This window comes from Desulfoconvexum algidum (assembly GCF_055382125.1).
This window is the reverse complement of sequence record NZ_AP042394.1, coordinates 3,279,945-3,305,696: the sequence shown is the minus strand read 5'-3', so window position 1 is coordinate 3,305,696 and position 25,752 is coordinate 3,279,945. Positions and strand designations below refer to the sequence as shown.

General features: G+C 41.5%; 16 protein-coding genes. 9 read left to right on the top strand and 7 right to left on the bottom strand.

Annotated features, from left to right (window positions below; translation table 11 throughout):
* Positions 1-5: 5 nt before the first annotated feature.
* The gene (locus ACZ45G_RS15185) at positions 6-1,859 is read right to left on the bottom strand and encodes a thiamine pyrophosphate-dependent enzyme (RefSeq protein ID WP_464179563.1); all 1,854 of its coding nucleotides are present in this window, start codon (positions 1,857-1,859) and stop codon (positions 6-8) included.
* Positions 1,860-2,359: 500 nt separating this feature from the next.
* On the opposite strand from ACZ45G_RS15185, the gene ACZ45G_RS15180 reads away from it, so the two are divergent.
* Positions 2,360-2,968: a DUF6515 family protein gene (locus ACZ45G_RS15180; protein WP_464179561.1), complete on the top strand. Its 609-nt coding sequence runs from the start codon at positions 2,360-2,362 to the stop codon at positions 2,966-2,968.
* Positions 2,969-3,323: 355 nt separating this feature from the next.
* Here the strand turns inward: ACZ45G_RS15180 and ACZ45G_RS15175 are convergent, their stop codons facing one another.
* Complete coding sequence (locus ACZ45G_RS15175; protein WP_464179559.1) at positions 3,324-6,341, bottom strand: CHASE domain-containing protein; 3,018 nt, start codon at positions 6,339-6,341, stop codon at positions 3,324-3,326.
* Between the two features lie 871 nt (positions 6,342-7,212).
* On the opposite strand from ACZ45G_RS15175, the gene ACZ45G_RS15170 reads away from it, so the two are divergent.
* The 7 genes from ACZ45G_RS15170 (at position 7,213) to ACZ45G_RS15140 (ending at position 15,692) form a co-directional block, all read left to right on the top strand.
* The gene (locus tag ACZ45G_RS15170) at positions 7,213-7,980 is read left to right on the top strand and encodes a methyltransferase domain-containing protein (protein WP_464179556.1); all 768 of its coding nucleotides are present in this window, start codon (positions 7,213-7,215) and stop codon (positions 7,978-7,980) included.
* Positions 7,981-8,107: 127 nt separating this feature from the next.
* Complete coding sequence (locus tag ACZ45G_RS15165; protein ID WP_464179554.1) at positions 8,108-8,284, top strand: methionine adenosyltransferase domain-containing protein; 177 nt, start codon at positions 8,108-8,110, stop codon at positions 8,282-8,284.
* Between the two features lie 177 nt (positions 8,285-8,461).
* A complete protein-coding gene (gene glnH / locus ACZ45G_RS15160) occupies positions 8,462-9,217 on the top strand; it encodes a glutamine ABC transporter substrate-binding protein GlnH (protein ID WP_464179552.1) in 756 nt (251 codons plus the stop codon).
* A gap of 223 nt (positions 9,218-9,440) precedes the next feature.
* Entirely contained in the window at positions 9,441-10,163 is a 723-nt protein-coding gene (locus ACZ45G_RS15155) for an ABC transporter permease subunit (RefSeq protein ID WP_464179550.1), read from the top strand.
* The gene (gene glnQ, locus ACZ45G_RS15150) at positions 10,160-10,894 is read left to right on the top strand and encodes a glutamine ABC transporter ATP-binding protein GlnQ (protein WP_464179547.1); all 735 of its coding nucleotides are present in this window, start codon (positions 10,160-10,162) and stop codon (positions 10,892-10,894) included. Before ACZ45G_RS15155 ends, glnQ begins: the two co-directional genes overlap by 4 nt.
* A gap of 188 nt (positions 10,895-11,082) precedes the next feature.
* On the top strand, positions 11,083-11,886 hold the full coding sequence (locus ACZ45G_RS15145) for a nitrilase-related carbon-nitrogen hydrolase (protein ID WP_464179545.1): 804 nt from the start codon (positions 11,083-11,085) through the stop codon (positions 11,884-11,886).
* Positions 11,887-12,359: 473 nt separating this feature from the next.
* The gene (locus ACZ45G_RS15140) at positions 12,360-15,692 is read left to right on the top strand and encodes a hypothetical protein (RefSeq protein WP_464179543.1); all 3,333 of its coding nucleotides are present in this window, start codon (positions 12,360-12,362) and stop codon (positions 15,690-15,692) included.
* A 341-nt stretch (positions 15,693-16,033) separates the two neighbouring features.
* Here ACZ45G_RS15140 and ACZ45G_RS15135 read toward each other — a convergent pair whose 3' ends face one another.
* Positions 16,034-18,349, bottom strand: coding sequence for a PAS domain-containing hybrid sensor histidine kinase/response regulator (locus tag ACZ45G_RS15135; RefSeq protein ID WP_464179540.1), 2,316 nt, complete (start codon positions 18,347-18,349; stop codon positions 16,034-16,036).
* A gap of 597 nt (positions 18,350-18,946) precedes the next feature.
* Between ACZ45G_RS15135 and ACZ45G_RS15130 the strand changes: the two genes are divergently transcribed.
* Complete coding sequence (locus tag ACZ45G_RS15130) at positions 18,947-19,207, top strand: PilZ domain-containing protein (RefSeq protein ID WP_464179538.1); 261 nt, start codon at positions 18,947-18,949, stop codon at positions 19,205-19,207.
* A gap of 375 nt (positions 19,208-19,582) precedes the next feature.
* On the opposite strand, the gene ACZ45G_RS15125 is transcribed toward ACZ45G_RS15130, so the two are convergent.
* The 4 genes from ACZ45G_RS15125 to ACZ45G_RS15110 form a co-directional block, all read right to left on the bottom strand.
* Positions 19,583-19,750, bottom strand: a complete 168-nt coding sequence (locus tag ACZ45G_RS15125) for a toll/interleukin-1 receptor domain-containing protein (protein ID WP_464178320.1) — start codon at positions 19,748-19,750, stop codon at positions 19,583-19,585.
* Between the two features lie 123 nt (positions 19,751-19,873).
* Positions 19,874-21,697, bottom strand: coding sequence for a PKD domain-containing protein (locus ACZ45G_RS15120; protein ID WP_464179536.1), 1,824 nt, complete (start codon positions 21,695-21,697; stop codon positions 19,874-19,876).
* 962 nt (positions 21,698-22,659) lie between these two features.
* On the bottom strand, positions 22,660-24,585 hold the full coding sequence (locus tag ACZ45G_RS15115; protein ID WP_464179534.1) for a MopE-related protein: 1,926 nt from the start codon (positions 24,583-24,585) through the stop codon (positions 22,660-22,662).
* Between the two features lie 479 nt (positions 24,586-25,064).
* Entirely contained in the window at positions 25,065-25,511 is a 447-nt protein-coding gene (locus tag ACZ45G_RS15110) for a hypothetical protein (RefSeq protein ID WP_464179533.1), read from the bottom strand.
* Positions 25,512-25,752: the final 241 nt, after the last annotated feature.

Sequence of the window (25,752 nt, the reverse complement as noted above, 5' to 3'; positions counted from 1 at the left end):
GTTGTTCATACTCTTTCGATGGCACCCTGGGGACAGATGGTCAGACAAACCCCGCACTGGACGCAGAGAAGCGGATCAATCATGGTCTTTTTTCTGTCCGCGTCCCGGATCAGGGCAGGGCATTCAAATCGTTGGTGGCAAAATCCGCAGTCATTACATGCATCAGTGACCCTTACCTCAATTTTTTCGGGAATGGCATCCTTGAACCCGATTACACAGGGGTGTCGGGAAATGATCACCGCAATACCGCCTTCAGGGTCGCTGGCATGGGCATGGGCATCCTTTACCGTCTGGATCATGCTCTCTGTGTCATAGGGGTCCACCACCTTTAAATAGTTGACCCCGCATCCTCGCACAATATTTTCAAGGGCGATGGGATTTCCCTGCCTTCCGTCCACCAGATTTGCCTGGGTAATGGAGGGCTGCATCCCGGTCATGGCCGTGATGTGGTTGTCCAGGATGACCAGAACAAACCTTGCATCATTGTAAACCGCATTGATCAAGGCTGTGGTACCGGAATGGAAAAAGGTGGAATCCCCAATGGTGGCCACAATGGGTTTTCTGACCCCATCCTGGATATAGGCATTCCAGAACCCTGACGCCATGGTAATCCCGGCCCCCATGTCCAGGACCGTGTCCACCACTCCCAGGTTGCTGCCCAGGGTGTAGCACCCGATATCCGAGGGGAAAATAGCCTTGGGCACGGCCTTTCGAATGGCATAAAAAGAGGCCCTGTGGGGGCATCCCGGACAAAGGGTGGGTTTTCGAATGGGCAGTCCCAAATCCGCCACCAGATCAAAGGCTTCTTTCCCGCAGTCCCCATGGGACAAAGGGGCCTGGCCGCAGTCAATCAAGGCCTTGTTCAGCAAAGTCTCAATTTTTTCCGGTACCAACTCCCCTTCCATGGGCACATGGCCGGACAATCGTCCCAGGGTTTTGCGTTTGTCCCGGAGCATATACTCAATAACCGTGTCGGTCTCTTCAATGACCAGCACCTTGTCACAGGCATCCATGAATTCATCGGCCAACCGTTCCGGAAAGGGGTAGGGGGCTCCCAGCTTCAACACCGGAATATCCTCTCTGCCCGCTTCTTCAAACAGGTCTCTCACCACAAAGGCTGGAATCCCGCCGGCCACAACCCCGAAGGGATAGTTTCCTTGCTTTAGATTGTGTTGATTAAAGGGGGTCAGGGTATTAAATTTCTCTGCAATTTGCAGATGTTTTTCATTCAACGCTTTGTGCAGGATAAACCGAAATTTCGGAGTAGAAGCCCAGCGGGCTGGGTCCCGCTTGAAATCGGCAGGGGTCAGATTGTTTTCAAGGGCACCATATTTTATATTTTGCCGGGCATGGCAGATCCGGATAGCAGGCCGAACTAGCACCGGCACCTGGAATTCTTCGGACAGATCAAAGGCAAAGCGGATCATCTCCCGAGCTTCTTCAGGACTGGACGGGTCCAGCACCGGCACCTTGCCAAGGCGTGCCATTAATCTGGAGTCCTGTTCCGTCTGGGAGGAATGGGGTCCGGGGTCATCGCAGCTGATAATAACAAGGCCGCCGATGTTCCCGATATAGGCAGCGGACATGAACGAGTCTGCCGCCACATTCAGGCCCACCATCTTCATGCAGCAGGCCGACCGCTTGCCGGAAATGGCAGCAGCAAAGGCATTGTCAAAGGCCACCTTCTCATTTATGGACCATTCAATGGCCGTATTTAAATGGGCAGCCTTTGAAAACCGCACCACCTCGGGTAAAATTTCCGAGCTGGGGGTACCCGGGTATGAGGTCATGACCTGGCATCCGGCCTCGAGCAGCCCCAGAGCAATGGCACCGTTTCCTAGTAAAAATTCTTCTTTCATTCCAAGATCCTCAACAAAAGTAAATTAATGTCACACAGCAGTTCAATCGGGCCTGTTGCAAAAAAAAACGTGTGTACGGTATACGGTATACAATTGTTTTTTACAATCATTATTTTGCCATAAAAAAATTACCATGGCCACGGCCACTGAAAAACTAAATGCCTTGGGTAGTGAGTCTTTTTTATACACAAAAGAGAATCCGGGTGAGTAAAAACTATCCAATCCAGTAATACTCTCCCTCAAAACATGGGCTGGGCAAGGTTTGGGAAAAGATAGACCTCACACGATCTATGTTCCTCCCCTCCGGATTGGGTATTTTATATACACTTTTATCTTTGATCCAGGGTGGAAACGATACAAAAAATATGTTTCCTCGTATTATTAAAGGCCAGATAGGGCTTTGCCGTTTGTGGCATGGCTTTTGCTATATTAATTTGGTATTGTTAATCTGGTATTGTTAACTTGGCAAAAAAGTAACCCCTTTATTAAAGGAAACAGGCATGAAATCAAACAATATGTTTAATAAAATCATCGTCATCACAGTATCTCTGGTGTTTTTAACCCTGTCTGTCACCCCGGTCAATGCCCTGGCAGGTCCCCATAAATCTTCCAGGGACTTTTATAAACAGGCTCCCAGGGGAAGTAAGCGGGTAAGTCATGGCAATAAGCATTATGTGGTTCACCAAGGCCGGTTTTATAAACCCGGCAGGGGCGGTTACGTCCACACCCGTCCGCCAAGAGGTTTTGTGTTGGGGGGCCTGCCTTTGGCAGCAACACTCATTGTGATGGCGGGTATTACCTATTATGTGTTTGACGATATTTATTATCGTAAAATACCCGCAGGCTATCAGGTTGTGGAAACTCCCCAGCCGGTAGTGGTTGTGAATTCAATTCATCCCGGTACCCAGGCCATGGTGGTGGCTAAAGCCCTGAATGTCCGGTCCGGACCGGGTTTCGGTCATCCTGTACAAAACCTGGTCCATTCTGGTGATCTGCTGATAGTCCAGTCAAGTTCTGCGGACTGGCTTTATGTGCAGTTACCCGACAGGAGCTATGGATGGGTCAAAAGCTCTTATGTTTCAATAATGGATACCGGCGCGAAAGGATAAGAAAAGAAATGATTGCAGCCGGACAAAAACAATTCTAAATAAAGGGCTTTGCGGCTGTCCCCCGGTTTGTCCATGATGACCAATGAAAAAATTGTAATAGGTCAGCTTGTTTATCTTGAAATGCAGAAACATAGGGGAGCAGGCAGATGACCGGCAGGCACGTTTTTTATATTATAAAAATTATAGTGAAAGATTGGCTTGTGACAGAGGTTGAGGGTTATATAATTGAATTGCAAATTCAAAACTGAAAAAGTATCATATACCACATATTGGGGTTCCCAAATTTTGCCCGGACTGAGTCTTTAAAATTATGGATAGAAAAGCAATTGAAGCTAAATAATATTAATTCTGCAGATTAATGTTTTTCAAGTTCTTTTTTGACTGTTATAGCTATCTTTTCAACAGAATATGGCTTTCTAATATATTGTCCGGCCCCTAACCTTTGGGCTTCTTTTACCCTCTCGTTCTCTGAAAAGCCACTTGCAATGACCACTTTTTGATCAGGTTTTAAATTTTTAATCTTTTGATAAGTTTCAAGCCCGTCAATACCTGGATCCATTATCATATCCAATAATATAATATCACAAGAGTCATTTTTTAAATATTCAACAGCCTTTTCCCCGCTTGAAACAGATACGACATTGTAGTTCAAACGTTTTAAGATAGTTTTGGCAATCTGTCTTTGTTCCTCTATATCGTCTACAATCAAAATGATTTCTTTATTTCCCAGGTATTCTTCAACAAGGTGTGGTTCTTGTTTCATTTCAATTTGCTGTCTTACAATCGGAAAATACAAATAAAATTTTGTACCTTTGTTTTCGATGCTTTCAACATTAATATAACCGTAATGATCCTGAACGGTTCCCCATACTACCGACATGCCAAGTCCTGTTCCGCTACGGCCCATTATTTTTTTTGTATAAAATGGTTCAAATATCCTTTGCAGGTCCTTAGCATTGATCCCGATTCCCTTGTCTTCAATTGTAACAACAGCAAATTCTCCTTTTTTTATTGATTCATATCCTGGTATAGGTTTGTCAATATGCTGGTTCTCAGTAGAGATTATAATTTTCCCTCTTGATGTCTGGGCTTCCACAGCATTTAAGACCAGATTCATAATGGTTGTTCGCAAATGGATTTCGGAACCTTTTATGTTAGCCAAACTTTTATTAAGGTTGGTTTCAATTACAACATTATTATAAGATAACAGTTTATAATGTTCAGGAGACTTTAAGTAATCCATAATAATATTATTCAGGTTGACTATTTCAGTAGCCATTACACCTCGCCGGGCAAGAGTCAATAGATCGTTAACTATGGCAGATGCCTGTAGCCCTGAGCTGTGGATCAACTCCAAAGGCTTTCGAAAACGATGATCATTGGGAAGGCCCATCATCAAAAGTTCCGGGTAAGATACAATTCCTGAAAGAACATTGTTTAAATCATGGGCAACACCACCAGCCAGGAGGCCTAAAGCCTCCATTTTTTCCATACGAACAAGTTGTTTCTCCAAATCTTGCTTTTCTTTTTCTGCCTTTTTTCTGGCAGTGATATCTGTTATGGTCCCAATCCAACCCGTTATTTCCCCATGATCCTTAAGCACTGATGCGATACACAAGACCCAAATGATTTTGCCATTCGAATTGACAAAACGAAACTCTGACTGATACATGGTATTCGTAATAGCTGATTTCTTCCATTCGTTGAAGATCTTTTCTTTATCATCTGGATGGATTTTTTCTGACCAGCCTGTACCTTTTGCCTTGCTTGCCGTGATGCTGGTTATCTCACTCCATCTGGGGCTTGCATAAGTATTGTTTCCTAATGCGTCAGTCATCCAAATCCCTGATGGTGATATCTCGGTCAGAAGTTTATAATGTTCCTTTGTCCTTGATAGTTCTTTTTCTGCGGTGATACGATCAGTCAAATCAATACCGAACGTATAGTTTTTTTCTTCACCAGTAATATAACCCCACAAAATATTCCTCTTCGAACCATTCTTGCAAGTAACCTCTGCCGCCATCGCCTCAATTGACGATTGTGTCTCGATTGCATGTTGAATTCTTTTTGCCCATTCCTCCGAAATTTGCTGGCGATATATTTTATCGGGATAGGCTAAAGGCCACCAATATTCTAGTGTAGGGACTTCTTCTATGGAATAACCAAACAAATTGACAAACGTGGGATTCAAGTAATCGAACACCTGTTCTATGCCCACGGAAGAGCATATAGCCACTGGTAGTATCTCCACCATTTTCTTGAAATTTTTCTCACTCACATAAAGTTCTTTTGTCCGTTTGTCCACCAGGATTAGTGCTTTCTCACGGGCTTTTAATAAAACACGGATCAATATGAACAAAAGTAAGGTTATCAGAGTGCCACAGACAAGAGCAAGCCAGGCTGCAAGGTATTGCTCATGAACAATCTGGCCGACAGGTTGTTCAAAGATTAATGTCCAGTAATGGCCATTAAAATTAATTTGGGCCTGTCGTTTGAATTCAATATTTGATAAAGATTTTTTATCCACTGACGTATACAGCAAGTTTTGAGGCAAAGGGTCTAACCCATCAAAGACCTGAATATAAAGTTGTTTTTTTTCCTTAAAATAGTTTTTACCGAGGACTCCCTCCATCAGGTCGTTCATCCGGTAAGGACTGTAGACCCATCCATCGATTGCATTACGACGCTCTTCTATGGTCGTGATGGGCATACCCTTTCGGTATACTGGGACATACATTAAATTTCCGGCTTGTACTTGTTTGTCAGTTTCCTGAACCAGCGTTATTTTACCAGAGAGTGCGGCAATATTTGTATCTCGCGCTTGTTCCATGGCTTTTCGACGCACAGGTTCTGAAAACATATCATAACCGAAAGCTCGGAGGTTACGATCAGAAAAAGGTTCCAGATAAATTATAGAAGAATAATTCTCTCGATCACCCTCAGGATAAATTTTGTAGTCTGGAAATCCTTCTTGACGGATTTTTTGAATGTGCTGGGGCAACCCTTGACGGGGGATCAAAAGCGAGAATCCAATTCCTTGGATACCCGGAAGTTGTTTTTCAAGGTTCTGTTGATGAGTAAAAACATACCATTCTTCCCGAGAAACTGTTTCAGATGCGTTAAACAAGGCTTTTCCGCTCAAAAGGATACGATTATGGTCATCGAGTCTTTCTGAAATCTTAACGCCAATCTCATCACATTGATTCACAAACCCCTCTTCTATTCGGATATCTATGCTCGATTTGATATAGATGGCTGTGCCGGATGAAATAATAAGTCCAATCACTACAATCATCCAGGTCAGTTTCTTGAAATAAAGGTTTGAGTTTGGTTTAGTGTTGGCTTCAAATGTGTTGGGTAATTGGCTCGGCATGGTCGTCCTTGATTCGACACAACTTACATTAGTCATAATTGTTCAAAGACTTAACAATTCAAATTATATTTGTAAAGATTTCTAAAAAACCGTACCTCAAAAATCTGGATATTATTGCAAAAAAAATTTAATAATTTGACCCGATTTCCTCGAGAGTAATTATAGTATTATCAAACATACCCCGAATTAAAACTTCACCCATGACTTGAAATACCAGTACGCACCCAGAGAAGGTTGTAAAATAGAGCCTTTTCATAGACAAAACGTTCGCTTTTTTTATCAAAAAATAATCTTAATAAAAATTCATTTTAGGAAAGAATCTCTTTCCTTGCAGAAAGTAAAATCTCATTGCCAATTGGCTTGTTAAAGGTGTGAACAGCCCCAAATTCGAATAGAATACTATGAAAAATATAGTCAGAGTTTAGATAGAATACTATGAAAAAATTTCTCTAATTATTTTCATAAAATGAAATTTGATAAAAGTTTTACTATGGATAAAGATGTTTTTTGAAATGAAATAAAAATAGATTTCTTATATAACTTGCTTAATTATTAATTCTATTTTATGGTGCTATTCAGATCTATTACTTTTATTACTATTTTTTCTATCTTGACTTTGTTGTGCTGGAAAAGGTGTTTTGAATTTATTTAATACAAAGTATTCTATGTAAAATAGTGATATTTGACAAGATTAATACTTAGAGTAAAATGTTTTTTTTAAAATGGTTGTAACTTCCAAACGCCTCAATTTTGTGAGGCAAGTTATCTGTATTCGGGGTTTCAATGCAAACAGATGATGACGTAAAAAAGTTTATTACTTATTTGAACTTAGGGCTCAAGAAGTGTGCAAAAAACAAATGGAGGAGAAAAAATGGACGATCCAAGTTTTACAATGTCAATCCCGAGAACGACCTGTGAAATTGTACAGGGAGAAGAGCAATTTATTATCACATGTGATGATGGCAGAGAGGTGCAGATACGGGCACATGATTATGATGAAATTTATAAAATTCCCGGCCTTTATGAACACCTTTTTTATGAAAACTATAAATGTGACTCTCCTGCAGTTGTTTGTTCAGAGTTAGTCAATGCGGTGGAAGGTGCAAATCAGAAAATATCCAATCTTAAAGTACTTGATGTGGCAGCCGGTAACGGCATGGTTGGTGAGGCGCTGGTTTCAGTAGGGGTGGGGAGCGTATTCGGTATTGATATCCTTGAAGAGGCGGCTATGGCTACAGAACGGGACCGGCCTGGTATTTATGCGGATTATTTTGTAGAAGATTTAACCAGACTGCCTTCTGATGTCGAAAAAAGTATTACAGATGAATCTTTGAACTGCATGACCCTGGTTGCAGCTCTGGGGTTCGGTGATATACCGCCCCATGCATTTGCAGAAGCCTACAATTTAATAAACAAATCCGGTTGGATCGCCTTTAATATTAAAGATGAATTCTGTTCCGAAAAGGACCAGACAGGCTTTTCCAAGCTCATTCAAGATATGACGGGAAGCGGAGTATGGGATATAAAATCAAAAAAGCATTATGTTCATAGATTGTGTCAAGACGGAACCCCCCTCGAATATTATGCCATCGTAGGTAAAAAACAGGAAGACATCCCGAACAGCATGGTTTCAAATTAATTCCTTAGCTTCATACTACTAGAATAATCACCTTAGGCGTGACATCAAATTAAAATCGTCCAAGCAAAAGAGACTATCCTCAACGGATAGCTGTCTTTGGAAATGTCACTTCAATTACCTGGGCGGTTTGTTTTTGATAAGCAGTCTTACCCGTTATATTACCAAGAATGCACAACTGGCAAGCAAATGCGAAGTTCAAATCGCCTATGCAATTGGCGTGGTCGAGCCTGTATCTGTTCTGGTAAATACAATGGGAATCGGACCATGCGTTAGTCTGCCTTCAATACGGGTCAACCCCTTTTAACCAAACCTTTGAACATACAGATTTACATGGTTTCCCATCTCCAGGGAATGGAGGCCAACGGCTGGAAAATGCCTGCTCACAGTGAGCAGGCATGGCATAAAATGAGAAAAGTGGCTTAACCTCAATTACAGTTTTTGGGGGGGAGGATCACATTATCAAAATTTAAAGGAGGATAAATTGAAAAAAACATTTAAACACAAATGGTTATTAGCAATTTTAACAACATTGGCAATTTTGACAGTTGGTAGTTTCGCTTATGCTGCCGATTTGCGTGTGGGTGTGGATACAGCTTTTGTGCCTTTTGAATTCAAAGGCAAGGACGGCAATTATACAGGTTTTGATGTTGATCTGTGGGATGCGATTGCCAAACGTATAAACGTAAAGTATGAGCTAGTCCCAATGGATTTTAACGGGCTCATCCCAGGAGTGACCACTGGCAACCTTGATGTGATTCTTGGAGCCATTACAATTAAATCCGAAAGAGAAAAAGCCATTGATTTTTCACATCCTTACTTCAGAGCTGGCTTAAAAGTTATGGTACGAATCGAAAACACAGACATTAAAGGCCCGGACGACCTCAAAGACAAGGTTGTGGCTGTGAAAACTGGAACGGCAACTGTTGATTATGTAAAGAACCTGGGCACGAAAAAAATTGTCCAGTTCCCAAATATCGGCCAGGCCTATCTGGAAGTGGTCACTGGCGGTGCCGATGCAGCTATGCATGACACACCTAATGTACTATACTTCATCAAAACTGCAGGCCATGGCAAAGTCAAATGGGTTGGTGCCAATGTAAAGGCGGCTTATTACGGGATCGGTTTTCAGCAGGGAAGTGCTTTGCGTGATAAAGCCAATGTTGCCCTGTTGGAATTGACGGAATCCGGTGAATTCGACAAGATTTATATCAAGTGGTTCGGCTCAGCGCCGGAATAATGGTTGTCCACCTTTGACGGAATAATTTGCCAAAATCAAATGACCCCGTTGTTCAGCAGAACGCACAGCCGATATTCGAAAAGATCCCCGAATATCCAGATCTATCTACCAATTAGTCGATAGATTAAAACGACGGTTACTTAGAGCCCTGGTAATTAATAAATCTACAACCAGGGCTCTAAAACCTCACATTTGTAATTAATTAAAATACGAAGGAAACATCATGAGTTTTGAATTTAAATACATAGTGGAAGCGATCCCCTCTTTGCTCATAGGTGCCAAGCTAACCGTGTATATAACCATTATCGGTATCATCGGCGGACTGATCCTGGGAACTTTGGCCGGGCTTTCCCGACTTGCCGGAACTAGTGCAATAGGCGGCGAAAGCTATGGGGGTTTTCGGGTGTTTAGTATCGTTGTTCAAAAACTTGCCGTTGTCTATATCGAACTGATTCGTGGGACACCCATCATCGTTCAGGCCATGTTTATCTACTTTGCCCTGCCGATGCTGATTGAAGTGACCACCGGTGTAAGGGGAATTCGCTTTAATGCTCTGACTGCCGCTATTATTACGATCATATTAAACGCTGGTGCCTATATGGCTGAAATCGTTCGTGGTGCAGTGCAATCCGTAAACAAGGGGCAGGTTGAAGCCGGTCTGGCCATGGGAATAAGCCGACTGCAATTAATTATGAACATCATAGGCCCAATTGCCTTTAAACGCGCCATTCCATCCCTAGGCAATCAGTTTATCATCAGCATGAAAGACACATCACTGTTTATTGTCATCGGTGTTGGGGAGCTGACACGTCAAGGTCAGGAAATCATGGCGAGTAATTTCAGGGCTCTGGAGGTATGGTCTGCGGTTGCCGTATGTTACCTGATCATGACAACAGCTTTGGCTCTGTCTCTGAAAATTATCGAAAAAAGGATGAAAGCAACATGAACGGTCTCATCGAATTTAAAAATGTCAACAAAAGTTTTGGCAAAGTGGAAGTTTTGCATGACATCAATATAACGATAGAAGAAAAAGAAGTGGTCGTCATTGTCGGACCTTCAGGTTCCGGCAAGTCGACCCTGTTGCGCTGTATCAACGGGCTGGATATCATCACGTCAGGAGAATTAATAGTCAATGACATTTCTCTGCCCGAAAATTATCAACAGATCCGCGAAATTCGTAAGGAAGTCGGAATGGTATTTCAGTTATTCTACCTTTTCCCGCACATGACCGCTCTGGAAAACATAGCTTTCGGTCCGAAAAAAGTTCGGGGAGCTTCCCGGAGCGAGGCCAATGCCATTGCCAAACGTCTCCTGGAAAAAGTCGGACTTTCAGATCGAGGCGATCACTATCCTTCCCAGCTTTCCGGAGGTCAACAACAAAGGGTAGCGATTGCCAGGGCCATGTCAGTGAAACCTAAAATTATGCTTTTTGACGAACCCACATCAGCCCTTGATCCGGAATTACGAGAAGAGGTCCTCAATGTGATGATGGCAGTTGCCCAGGAAGGCATTACCATGGTGGTGGTTACCCACGAAATGAGTTTTGCCAGTAAGGCAGGATCCAGGCTTTTGTTTATGGATGAAGGTCGAATTACAGAAGATGGTGATCCAACAACACTCCTGGAATCTCCGACCACAAAGAGATTAAAGGACTTTCTAAAGCACGTCGGGTATTAATTAAATACCCTTCTATTATCAATTTGCTTTATAAAAGCCTCGGAAATATGATTTGAATGAACTGTTATTTTGTGATAGCCTTAACCAATTAAGTCTGAAGTTAATCAAATTTGTAAAACTCACCAACTGCAGAAAAACCATTGTAAAAATCGATTTTTATAACTGCTCGATTAGAAGGAGTTCCAGAAATGTTTCAAGTCGCTGCCATCCAGATCACACCTATCTTAGGTGATGTTCAGGCCAATCTAAAACGAGGGATCCAGTTCATGCGACAACTCGGTCAGGAAGCCGATTTAATCGTTTTTCCTGAACTCTGGACCACGGGTTACTATCTGTCCAAACAGGTTTTTCAACAATTGGCTGAAACAAGAGATGGGCCTACTATTAATCAACTCAGAGAAGAAGCTCGACGTGCAAAAGCCGTGGTGATAAGTTCTTTCGCAGAAAAAGGCCCCGAAAATCAATTGTTTATTTCAGCGGCTATTATCGATCAGAATGGAGAGCTATTGGGTGTTGTGCGCAAAAGCCTTTTATGGGGGCGCGAGAGCGAAATCTTTAAAAAAGGTGAAATAAAATACCCCATTTTTGAAACAGAGCAGGCAAAAATCGGAGTGTTGATCTGTTATGAAATGGAATTTCCCGAACCATCACGGCTGTTGGCATTGGAAGGCGTGGAATTGATTATTTGCCCTTCCGTATGGAGTGTCTCTGCATCGCGGCGTTGGGATATCCAGTTACCAGCACGTGCCTTGGACAATACCGTCTTTATTTTGGGCGTTAATACCGTTGGTAATAACAGTTGTGGAAAAAGCAAACTGGTTGGCCCCATGGGTGATATTCTGGCGGAGGCTTCTGATGCCAGAGAAGAGGTTCTGTTAAGAGCTGTTGATATTCAATCCTTATATTGGGCGCGAGATGAGAATCGGTATTTGGAAGATTATCGGACCAAATTAACACCAGGCGGAAGCACTATCCCCACTCCCATTATTTAACTTCACACCACCCGATCTTTGAACAATATGGAAATATATTTATTTTTAATACGCCCTTCTGACGGGATATTGAAACATAGTATCCTTTTTTTTACAGGACGGTTGACAACAGTGGTAAAATTCTGATTCCACTGCCAGAGACCTTTAGAAAAATGCCCTTTGCCCAGGAAACCCTCGGTTTTTTAATCGGCAAGATAAATGAAGAGTGTGGTAAAAGGACTTCATTGGAGCGGGTCGTCCAACAAGCGAGACCGAATTTGGCTTTCGTTTTCTGACGGCCCCGGAGCATGAATTTTTCCTGTTGACGGCCAAATGTGTTAAATGCAAAAAAAGAGAGGAACCGCTCGAATTACTCATAAAATAAGCATTGGCAAAGGCTATGGACTAGGGACAACTATGCAGTACCCCAATAAGCAAACGCCTATAAAAGGGAATAATCCCAGTATTCATTTTTTTTCATGGGAAAACATATTATGTCAAGAAGGGCAAAAATAACCAAAGGGTTGTTGGTTATTTTATTCACACTTACCAGCCTTCTGGCTGTTGGGATAATAATTGCACCGAAGCTTATTTCCAACGCCGCTGTCAGCAACAAAGTTCGCAGTGAAGTGTCCAGGATGTTCGATTGTGAATTTGACTTTAAACAGCTGGAACTCTCTTTTTTCCCCCGGCTCAAAGTGGTGGTTGACACGCTTAAAATAAATGTTCCCCGGCAATTATCCGTCTCGGTTAAGGAAATTGAAATATATCCTGAGATTTTGCCGCTGCTCACTGGAAATGTTGCACTTAAAAAAGCGATCATCAATGGTCCGAAGGTTCGGATTCTCATGCCTGAATCGACCCCGGGGGAAAAGAGTTCGACCAGCCCATCTGAAACAGACCCGTCCACATCAAGTGTATCAAATGCCATTTCCGAGCTGTCAAAAATGTATCTGCCCATCACCCGTGGAATCGTCACACAGGGTAGCATTGAACTGGTGTATGATAAAAACACCACTTTTAAAGTGAATGATGTTGAGGCTGATTTAAAAAATGAATTGAAAAATTTAAGCTTTCAGATAAGGGCCATAGTGGATATGATGCCGGTATCCGGCAGTTTCATTATCTCTGAAGCAGAACCAAAATTTCGTTCGCAGCTTGAAATCAGGGACCTTGACATCAATTCCGCCCGTTCGGCAATCCTTGCAGCAGCAGGAGAAAATACTGCCGTTCAAACCGTTTTTGATATATTAAAAGGCGGCAAAATCCCACTGGTTACAGTGTCTGGTCAGGCAAATACACCAGCCGATTTTAAAAATTTGGACACCTTTATCATTCAAGGTCAAGTGATGGATGGGATAGTCAAAATTCCTGGAACAGGCTTGGAAATGGCTGCTGTTAAAGGCGATGTTAAGATTTTACATGGAGTGCTGGCCGGGGAAAATATTCAGGCCCAATGGGGGAAATCATCGATTCAAAGTGGCAGTTTAAAGCTGGATCTGGCCAAAGATCCCATGCCGCTCCGGGTTGAAACCGGGATAACGGCCAATATGGCGGATATTCCGGCAATCCTTGACCGTATTATCCAGGATCAGGATTTCAAAAATGAACTGGCACAACTTGAGAATGTCAAGGGAAGTGCCAGGGGAAAATTGCAGTTGACCGGTGATGCAGACAACCTGGAAATGGGTATTGTTGCAACCGATATTGACTTTGCCGGGCGTTACAAAAAAATTCCCTATCCGCTCACCCTGGTCTCCTTAAACAATGGGAGCCTCTCCTATGACGGGAATAAGATAGGATGGGAGCAACTATCCGGTTCCTTGGGGGCATCCTCCTTTTCTGGATTTTCCGGCAGTCTTGATCTGAAGGGAGTAAATGATTTTAGCATTACCTCGGGAACCTCCCGTATTCTCCTGCTCGAGCTGCTGCCATGGATTTCAACCCATGCAAAGACACAAAAGCTCCCTATATATTTGAGTGGCGGCAAAGGGATTCTCCAATTATCAACGGTCCTGTTAAACGGGCAGCTTAAGGATTTTAGCAACTGGCAGTTTAACATTGCCGGTGATCTGGAGGATTTTGTCTTTCAGAACTTACCTGGAGATCCTGGTCCACTGAAAATTGGCACCTTGAACTTTACGGCAGACCCTCAAACATTAGAATATGCCCATGGACAGATAAGCGTGCATGATACCTCCCTGGAAATATCGGGTATTCACAAACTATATATGACAGATTTTAATGGGGATGCAAAGTGGACCTTTGAAGGCCAGGTGGGCCAGCAAACGGTTGACTGGTTCTCAAAAATAATTGACATGCCAGATTGGCTGAAGTTCCTGCCCCTTTCCTTTGCACCCTCACATCTTGCCGTTTCGAATCAAGGGGGACAAAAACTCACTGCAGACCTCTCTTTTCAAGACGGTCTTGGGGTGTCAGCCGATTTAACCGTGAACCCAAATGAGGTGGTTCTTAAAAATTTGAAGATTAAGGATAAAAATTCCCAAGCCTCCTTTGCAGGTTTATACAAGGATCCGTCCATTGAAGTTTCCTTTGAAGGAAACCTTCATGAATCGACCCTGGAAAAATTATTCAGGTTCAGTTCCCCCTTGGCAACTTCCCCCTTGGCAACTTCCATTAACGGCAAGGTCCGGACCCGCGCAAACCTGAAAACTCCATTATATATGAGTTTTGATGGAAACCTGAATGGAAAAAATTTGTACATACCCCTGGGCATGGGGACTCCCCTGTTGATAAATCATATTGCTGCAAAGGGAGAGCCAGAAGAGATAAAGATTGAATCTGCAGATCTGTCCTGGGATGATATGGCCCTGACCCTGTCAGGAAGCATAAACCCCGATGCCGGCAAATCGCTGACCTTTGATCTGGATATAGCGGCTGATACAATTGATGTGAAAAAAATCATGGATCATTTTGAAGAGGAGAACAGGTCTACCGATCAAAAATCTGTCGCCCCCACCCGTTCTGCACCGATTTTAGTACCGATTAAGGGTGACATTCGTTTGAAAGCAGAGCAATTTAAAACCAAGGCGCTAACGATCCAGCCCCTATATGCCGACATCAGGGTTCAAGACAAAATAGTTGACATCAAGATAAAAAAGGCAAATCTGTGCGGCATTCCAGCTACAGGCACCATCAAAATTTCCCAGGAAAACATTGAATACCACCTTGAGCCCATCGCTCAGGCCCAGCATTTAAGTACGACAATGAACTGTTTGATGGATACATCCTATAAAGCCGATGGGACCTTTGACGCAAAGGGTATTATAGAGGGACAGGGCTCTGTGGAAGACTTATTATTATCCTCAACAGGCAACATGGATTTGAGCATTTTAGATGGCCATATCTATCAGGATATCGTTTTGCAGAATGTTGTTAAATTTCTCAACGCCACAGATCTTCTTACGGACATCCTGAGTGAAGATCAGCTAAAGGATGAAGGTTTTGGTTTTAAACAATGCAAAGTCCATGTCACATTGCACCAAGGAAAGCTGCTGTATAAGAACTTGGTGCTGGATGGTAACCGGTTGACGATAATTGGTGAAGGAGAAGTCGATCTCATCCAGAACCAACTGGATGTCACGCTGCTTGTGGCCCCGCAAAAAACTGTGAATACTATTTTGGGGCACATCCCATTGGTTGGGGGCATTCTGCAGACAATGGCTGCCATACCCTTAAGAGTCACAGGGCCCTTTGATAATCTCCGGGTTGTCCCGGTGGCTCCAGCAGCTGTAAAGTATGAGCTGAAGGAAATCATGAAAGCGACCCTTGGTGCCCCAATGAAACTGGTTCCCGTAAAGAAATAAAGATTGGTCTGACGATACTATTTTAATTTAGATAATTCCGGGGCATCTACCCTGAGGCTATAATTCACCAATCACGATTCATTATTGTTTCGGGTTCATATAAACGCTCCGGACATTGCATAGAATTGTTTTAGCAAGGGTGTGCCTTAGAATATGAGCCCTGGGGCAGCAGGTATATGCCCGCCAGGTGTGGTTTTTATATATTATATCGTTTAATACGGAAGAATGGCTTATTATAATGGATTTGGTCTATATAATTTAATGCAACGTGACAAAATATTATTCATCCCAACCACAAAATATGGGATTATTCTTGTTCCAAAGTTCCAAAAAAGATTGTGTTATTTGTCCAAAACGTTGCGTATAGCTTTTGCAATTGTGGACATTGATGCAGGCTTCATAAGATAACCGTCAATCCCAAATCTTTTTGCTTTTTCTTCATCAATTAGCGAGCTGTGGCCTGTACAGATGATGATAGGGATGTCCGGTCGAAGTTCCTTTAGTTTTTCAGATAGTTTAGCACCAGTCATCTGCGGCATTGTCATATCGGTTATGACCAGATCAAAAGTATCAGGTTTTAACTTGAATAAATCCAATGCTTCTACAGGATTAAGCCTTGCTTCAACCCTGTAACCCAGTTTTTCTAATACTTTTTGAGTCATATCAGTAATGGCCTGTTCATCATCAACAAAAAGAATCGTTTCTGTACCCAAAGAAAATTCATCTGCCGTTTTAGTTTTATTCACAGCCTTTTCATCCACCACCGGGAACAAAAGCCTGAAAGTGGTTCCTTTGCCAAGGTTACTGTCTACGCAAATAGCACCTCCATGATTTTTAACAATGCCGTGTACAATGGAAAGACCCATGCCCGAACCCTTTCCTATTGCCTTGGTGGTAAAATAGGGATCAAAAATCCGGTTGATGATTTCAGGATTTATCCCGGGGCCGGTGTCAGTGAGCGTGATTTTGAGATACTTACCCGGGGTCAGGCCCTCAAAGCCGTTTGTTTTTTCCGTTTCAGACCTTGTCAGTTTAACCGTGATATTCAGGTTGCCTCCTGTTTCTTCCATGGCCTGGGAAGCATTGATACACAGATTCATCATGGCCTGATTGATCTGGGTTGAATCCGCAAGGATTACGATATCCTCCTCCGGCAGGTGTTGATGAATTTCTACGGTGGTGGGGATGGTTGACCGCAAAAATTTTAGAGAATCCTTTATAACGGCGACAGCTTCTATGGGTATCCTTTCCTGATCCGTCTTACGGCTGAAATTGAGCAATTGCTTTACAATACCTGCTGCCCTGAGGCTGGCAGATTTAATCTCTTCAAGATTGGTATATGCTGGATTCCACTTTGGAATATCCTCAAGTGCCAGTTCCGTATTTCCGACAATCATGTAAAGCAAATTATTAAAATCATGGGCAATGCCACCTGCAAGCGTTCCAATGGATTCCATTTTTTCTGACTGGCGAAGGTTTTCTTCTATGTTTTTTATTTTGGTAATATCATGAAAAATTGTTAATTTTGAAATCGTACCATTGCTACGGGATATGGGTGAGCTGGAGACCATATAATAATTATTATCTTTAGGATCTAAGGTTTCATATTCAACATGCTCATTTTTTTCAATCTGATCAAATACACACCAGGAACATTTTTTATCCTGACCATATATGGCTTTATGGCAAACTTCGCCAGTGGCATCTCTTCCGACCCTATCAATCATGATAGAGTTCATATATTCGATTCGCAGTTCAGGGGAGCATATATAAGCAGCGTCTTTCATCGATTCCATCATGGTACGATATTTTTCTTCGCTGTCCCGCAAAGCATCCACAGCTCGTTTACGCTCGCTTACATCACTTAGAACGCAGTGGGTCTGCTTAAAAGACCCGTCATCCCCGTGTCCGATCTTCCCATCAAAGGCAACGATTATCTCTGATCCGTCTTTCTTAATCATCTCGAATTCAATGCCCAGGATATATCCTACACGCTTAAATTTTGGAAAGTTTTCCTTGAAAATTTCTTTGAAATCAGGGTGAATGAAGTCTGAAAAATTTTTACCAAGAACTTCTTCTTTTGTATATCCAAGTAATTTGCACCAGGTTTCGTTGAGTTCGATTAAATTCCCATTCGCATCTAATGATTGATAACCCAGTGGTGCATTCTCGAATAGAATACGAAACCGCTCTTCGCTCTCTTGAAGATGGTTTTCTGATATTATACGTTCAGTGACGTCCTGAAACAAAGATCCGATGCCAATAACATTGCCATCAATATCTTTCAGGGTTGTGTTGTACCATTCGCATATGACTCGCCTGCCATCTTTGGTTATGTTCTCATTGGTACTGCGAGCTCCACCTTTTTGGGAAATCAAATTCTTAAATAGGTCATCAACCAATTCTTTCATATCTTCAGGAAGAATAAGTTCTGTGGCATGTTTGCCCAAGGCCTCTGATTTAGTATAACCGAATATTGCTTCAGCCGCCGGATTCCATTCAGTAGCTTTGAAATCCAAGTCCCAGGAAAGCACACCCACTGGCGTCTCTTGAAGATGGTTTGCAAGTTTGTGTTCATTTTCTAAGAGCGCCTTCTCTGAACGCTCTAACTCCTGAACTCTTTTTTTTAATTCTTCATAGGTCGGTTTTTTAACCATATAAGACCTCTTTTATTGTCAAAATTCACGTTGTTCTTGAAGGGGAATACTTACAATAAAATTAGTAACTCCAATCTGCAATAATTCAAATTGTATCTAAAAAAGTTTTTTAAAAGAAAATTACATTAAAAGGTTGGAAATTGCAAAATTAAATAACATTTTAGTGGGCTTTTTCACGAATACCGATATTAACCGTGACCAGTAAGATTTTAAATGAGGCGACAAATTCCAAAAGAAATATATGGGGTGCTTGATCTGGACCGTAGAGATTACACTAACGAGAAGGGCTCTCTTTTTAAGATCTCCCCATAATACCACATCTGGTATAAACCAAACTTTCAATCTTTAATGTGAAATTCAGCTATATGGGACAAGGTATTTTTAAATGAATCAATTCCCCGGTAAATTTTATTGGAGATAGGCGCACACGACGTTGTGTTTGGTACATTTTCGCTTGATCTTTTATGTTTATTCGGCTAACTGAAGTATAATCTATTACCCACAAAAGACTGTAATAAGGATTTGCTTATGGGACCTTCCTCGGAAAAAAGAAGAGATCAAAGATATATAATTACGTCTCCGATGGACCTATACCGTATGGATAATAAAAACAACCGTTATGACGCAGAGATGATTGATTATTGTAATAAAGGTCTATCCCTGAGGACCAATGAAAAATTAGTTTTAGGGGAATCCGTCTATGTTGAGGTAAAAAATTGTGACACCAATGTTCCCACCTCTATAAAAAAACAAAGTTACAGCGGAATAGTCAGATGGGGAAAACGATATTCGTCAACCAATGATAGAGCTAACGGTCTTTACAAATATGGGATCGAATTATCAACAAATAATCATTGATAATTCTAAAATGGTAGGGCCGAGGGGCCACCACTTATCCCCAGAAATAAGGAGTCCTGATATTTGAGATACACTTTCCAACAGTTCAAACCCGAAAAATAATTGTTCAGAATCGGCGAAAATGTTTTTGATATATTATAAAAAACACTCTGGAAGAATGTCCAGAAATGATACCTGTGGTTCATATATTTGAATGGGTAGTTTTATTCTGGAAAAGAACAAAACAACAGATATAGTGGTTCCAAAATATTGTCAGGACTGAGGCCTATGAATACGAAGTCGTGACTGACTGTCTTTAGATACCAGACAACATTGCCAAAAGAAATTATAAATTTTGCAGGTCGAATATCTTTATATTTCCCTTTTCCAAAGTTGTTAGAGCAAATATTTCCAAACTGGAACAGTGACCTGGTAGAAGTTTGTGCCAAGGACAAAAGTCCAGGGTTGATATGTCATAGAGTAGCCTTTATGGTACAGGTGCCAAGCGATCCAATCAGCCCAAGCTTTGTCTGACGAAGTAAAACTTAAAAAAAATTCTGGCATGTGCGAAGTACCCCTGTTTGAAATTCGTCTATCTTGTGAATGGGTTTGTGACAAAGTTTCAAATACCATTTGTGAGTACTACAGGTTAACTTTTTTAAATAATAATAATCGTATACGTCTTTATCACAATCCCCCAAACCCAAAAATTTCTGCAAATTCAGAGAGATCTAAGCCATCCACATCTCCATCTAAATTGAGGTCGCCTTTGATTCCAATTGCCGAAATCGACATCTCGTCTACACTAATTGCATCACCATCATCTGTGACCGACAGAATAACGTTGTAAAAACCCGGAGCCAGATTCGAAATCGTTGGAGAAACTCCTTCCGCAGTTTTATTCTTGTCAGAATTGCTTTCATTTAAAAGTTGCCAACTGTAATCAACAATTATCCCATCTGGATCGTAGGACGAAGATGCATTGAGTGTGATCTCATCAAAAACTCTTCTACTTGGCTCTACGCCAACTTTGGCAATGGGTGGTTGGTTGATATTTTCACATGCAAGAGAACTACAGTCCGTCCCGATACCTTGAAAATATCCCCTTGCACTTATGCAGTCAAATTCAATGGCATGAATACAACTCCCATTTTCACGGCAACAAGCACCTTCAAGTTCTTTCAAACCTTCCCAAAGATAAGCTTTTGGTCCCCCTAAAAAACCCATGTCATTCCGGGATAATCCCAATCCGTGGGGGATAGCGTCCTCGTATTCAATGTCTGGATGTCCTGCATCAATAGCAGGAGACCCGAGTACTACTTTATATTCAAGATCAAGTATTGGGTTAACATCTATGTTGCCGTCACCAGAAAACCATCCTCCTTGAATATCAGAATAAGATACAGACGCTGCCCCCGAAATTTGTGTACCGCTGGCGTTATTAAAATAGACTATAGTATTACGTATCTGTAGGGTTCCTCCATGATTATAGATGGCAGATGTAGTTATATTTTCTGTGACTGTAGAGTTTACTAACGAACAATTCCCTGCATTCACGTAGATTGCACTGCCTTTATACGCTGTCCTTCTTTGCGCTGAGAGGTAGCTCTCAGCGAAGAGACTATTTTCAAATAAAATCGACCCAGAATAAAGAAAAACTGCACCTCCATAAGGGTAACTCCAGTCTGGGGTCTGGGAATGTGCGGTCATTTTACACCTATTTTTCAGAAATCTACAGGCAGTTACAGTGCTTTGACCATCCTGAAGCCACAGAGCCCCACCACGTGTGTAGCGGCCTGAAGATGTATAAATCGTATAGGAATTTGCTTCATTCTTTGAAAAATCACAATTTAGAAATGAACCGTCTCCTTTCAAAAAGACAGCCCCACCCGATGCATTCCGTCTGTCATAGTCTGGGTTCGCCTTATTGGCCCTAAACGAGGATGTGTCTACCATCAGTTTACCATTATCGAGATCAGCCCATATGGCCCCACCTGCAACTTCGGCACCATTATTAAAAAATCGAGATTTCTCGACGATCAAATCTCCATTTTTTATAGTAGCTCGGATGGCTCCTCCATAATCCCCCCGGTTTCCAATAAAACTACAGTTCCGGATTTCAGGAACACTGTTGATTAGATGAAGAGCACTGCTACGGGCTTCTTTAAATTCACACCACTCAAGAATGCTACCCAGAACAGAATTATCAAACTTTAAGCCCTGCCACCCAGATGTATTATTTTTCGCATTTGTAAACACAATACGTTCGGCTTGGCTACCCTCCGCATTGATCAATCCAGCAACCTCAAAACGATAGTCACCCAAAAACTCAATTTGGACACCCGGTTTTACAGTCAAATTTGAAGCTATTATGTTTCCCTCTACATAATAAGGAGATCCGGTCAAAGTCCAAGTTTCATTAACAATTGTCCCCGATACATACGTGTCTGCTAAAAGCTTAGGTGTCCATAAAAAAACAATTAAAATAGACAGAAGTAATCCCTTTCTCATTGATAGGCCTCCTTTTTAAAGTTCCATTTTGCATAAATCTGATATATGATTTCTCACTCGAATTGTAGAATCTGAAAATCAGTAGTTTTAGCGTACGAACTTTTCTTGACCTTTAAAAAGGTTGAAAAGAATTATCTATCGGGACAATTATTCGAGTTCTGAACTGCTACTTTTTATAAGATAGGAGTTGTATATTGTCAATAAAAATGCAAATTGAAACTTTGCAAAAAATATTGGATAAATGCACATGGCATTTCTGCACAACCGGAGCTGCTCCTCAATCCATTGCCACTGACGCTCACAGGCGGATCTTGCATGAAATAGAATGGGCCTGAACCCACTGAAATGGCCCGTGGCCGGGATATAAAAGAGTTTCAAAAGAATATGGAAGCTAAGAAAATTTACGCAACGGAGCGCAAAAAACACCTTTAAGAATTACATTTTGTAAATGTCTTCTGCCTGAACCCCTTACAGACCAGAAATGTAGAAAAACTGAACTGAGCATAAAGGTATTAGCTGTCAGGAATCAAATTTAACAAATTGTCGAACGCTTCATCCACCAGTCTGGGCTTTTTTAAATATTTCCAGAAGACCATATCTGGTATGGACAAGTTTTTCATTTTTTGATGTGAAATTCATATATGGGAAACCTCATGACCATATGAATCAAGATCCCATTACGTTTTAATTGGAGAGTAACCGGATTTTGGTCCAGGCCCCGGAAATTATTTTCCAAGAATCTGCAAAAATGTTTTTGATATATTATAAAAAACACTCTGGAAGAATAGCCAGGAATGCAACCTGCGGCTTATATAGTAGAATTGAAATTCAAAAACTGTGAAAACCTCACATACCATATATAAGGGTGGCTAATATTTATCTGGACTGAGCACTACGAATGCAACAAACGCTTTTGAATTCTGAATCATCCTGACCAAGTATAGACAAATGGCTCGCCTCTTTTATCTTGCTTGGCAGGAGAGCATTCCGACGATATCTATACCATCTACATCGCCATCTCCATCAAAATCACCAAAGCAAATATTTGGTAATATACAGTTAATCCGTCCAAAATTTATTACTGCGTCATGGAAATTCGTATTATGTACAAGGCACTGATCAATGATGGCCGTGTGAATTGTGTAATCCCCGCTAATGGGGTGGCCATACTCGTCTTCAGTATATATAGCCTCCAAGAAATAAATCATTTCATTTACCTTTACCATTCCTTCGTAATTTGCTTCTTCAGGAAAAGGGTATAAATCAAGATCAAAGGTATAATAATTGACATGTGCATGAACCGGGTCGGCCGGATCGATCCTGCCAAAAAGTGGATCACTGTTGTCCGTAGTCCAAAGAAAACCATCAGCGAAACAGATATCTGTGATCTCAGAAAGTTGTGCCTTCTTATTTATTCCGAATTGATCGCCTGGGATTGTCTCAAGAACTGTACCGTCAGGCAGACTTATTTTATATATGTTAATTTTATCCGAATGACGGCCTCTCTCTTGCGCCCAAAGGATGTTGCCGTCCCAAGCTATATTGACACTCCAAACCAAATCCCAGTCGCTGCTGGAAGGCAGTTTTATGAGATGACCGGCAGTAAATCTTGACCCATCAAAAGTGTATTGCCTGATAATCCAGATAGAAGCGCTAAAGTCCCGATGACTGACCCACAAATCATCACCAATCCACTCAAGGCTTCTGACAAACTGAATTCCCAAATCATAAGAATTAACTAGTTGGCCATTTACTGGATTAACTTTGTGAATATCAATTGGCCCGGTACCATCATCTGTTGTGTCACAAACCCACAAGTAACCATCGTGGTAAACCATGTCACCTGAGTGTCCAGAGAAAAAATTAGCGGAGAAACTATCAAGAAGGACAGCCCCTTGATGGAAATCAGCAAGATAGATATCCTTGTTTTGCAAAACAGCGCTACAATTTGGGATAGTAATCGTGTATCCATCGTTATCTGGAGAATATACTCCTGATGGCTCTTTTTGATAGAAGGTGTCAATCGAGATATTGCCGGAGTTATCCGTATCCATTTGGGCGGCGATATGATAAGATCCGGCAGGAAGATCAAAAGTAAATGGCCCAGGTGATGGGATAGTTGTTTGAGCAACGATTACCGGATTATCATCCGCATCAAATTGCACGGCTCCGATATAGATCGTTCCTGTTTCTGAGCCATTATAATAAACTGTGCCGCTAATAGTGTATTGCTGTTCAAGCCCTTCATCGACTTCACCATTACAATCATTATCTATTCCGTCGCAGATTTCTGATGCCCCAGGGTGAATAGCAGCTCCTGATCCTGGAGTATCATCACAATCATCACCTGGCATGGCTTGGCAACCGAAAGGGATACAGCCTTCTCCAATACAATAGCCATCACTCTGTGTGCCAATGTAACCATCATTATCAGTATCGCAATAATATGGCGCGGGAGCATAAACAGTGATGGATGTCAACTGTTCTTCGACCACATCAAATACAAGGGCTCCACCGCTACCGTTTGCGCCGACATGAGCGAAAACACCATCTGGTGCGTTCCAAGACTCCCAGAAGTCAGGTGTATTCCCGGTGATATGAGATGAAAGATATGTGCTGTCTGAAGCTTGGACCGCATCAATCAGTCCGATATCACCAGAGTATGTTGTAATAAAGTAATAATTATAAGTGCCATAAAACGTCTGTGTTTTATTTGCCGTGCCCAGAAGAACCGAGCCATAGTTTTCTGGATGATATGCATTGTCGCCATCTGGCATATGTTCAAAAGAATCATTCCCATAAACATAATATTGGTTGGAGGAGTTAACATTGCCTGTCAAACAAAGCCCAATGATGATAAAGCATAATAAGGTATTCAATGATTTCAATTTTAATTCCTCCTAACAAAAGCTTTTCGTTTCAGAAGAATAACACATTATAGTGAATTGGCTTTTCCATCTTTTTATTCCGTAATAATACTGCAAGGAATATGCCTGGAATATTTATTTTGAATATGACCCGTAATTAGAAAATGTTACGGATTTCAAGTGTTTTTGGCGTAATACATTAATGTTATAAAATATGAAAAAAAAGTGATGAAAATAAGAAGACTTTTTCACATTGGGAGGAGTTGACTAATGGTATTATCTGTCAGGAGTCAAATACGACAAATTACCGAGCGCTTCATCCACTAGTCCGGGCTTTTTATGATTTGCCATGAAACAAGATATGGTATGGATAAATTTTTCAGTTTCAAATTTGAAATTATACTATATGGGAAAAATTAAAATCAAAAGAGCCAAAACTACATTCAAGTAAATTGGAGATACACTTTAACGTAGCTGTCCAGATAATCGTATAAACATCATTACAGCCGTGTACACTTAAACTCGTCGATAGAAGCATCTAAAATATTACGCTCAAGCTGCATACTCGGCTTCCACCAGATGGTATTATCGCGTTGCCTTTTGGCGAATTTCTGCTGTGCATTTATTAAATTGCCTTGAACTTTTTCCGCAAAAATGTCAGCTAATCCTGCATCTGCCACTATGCCACCGTCCTTCATAAACCTGTCATAATCGAGAATACCTTTTTCATTGAAGTGCAGGTAACAATAATTGGCACGTAGAACCAGTATGGGCTTTCGATTCGCAAGTTTCACAATTATTTTTGCGGCGCGTACACGCTTCCCCGCAAATCGTTCGGTCTTTTTCTCAATTGAGCCTCTTAACAGTCGCTCAAATTTCGTATTTGGTACTCGAAAAATCTCGCTATTATCTGAAATAAAAAAATGTCTTACTGCAGCTGAGCTCATGTAACTACCTCAAATTGATGTTTAACAAGTAATTTTGCGGTTGTCAGCATATCTTGTAAATTTGATTGATATCCAACAAGCTTAATAAAAAAATTATCTGGTTCAAGAGCTCTGTATATCACATTGTTTTGCATGATAGACTGAACCAAAATATATTATTTTTATCAAAACAACAACAAAATCTATAATGCTTGTAAATAAGAGGTGTCAAAATTAAATTATATTTGCGTCAAGATAAGCC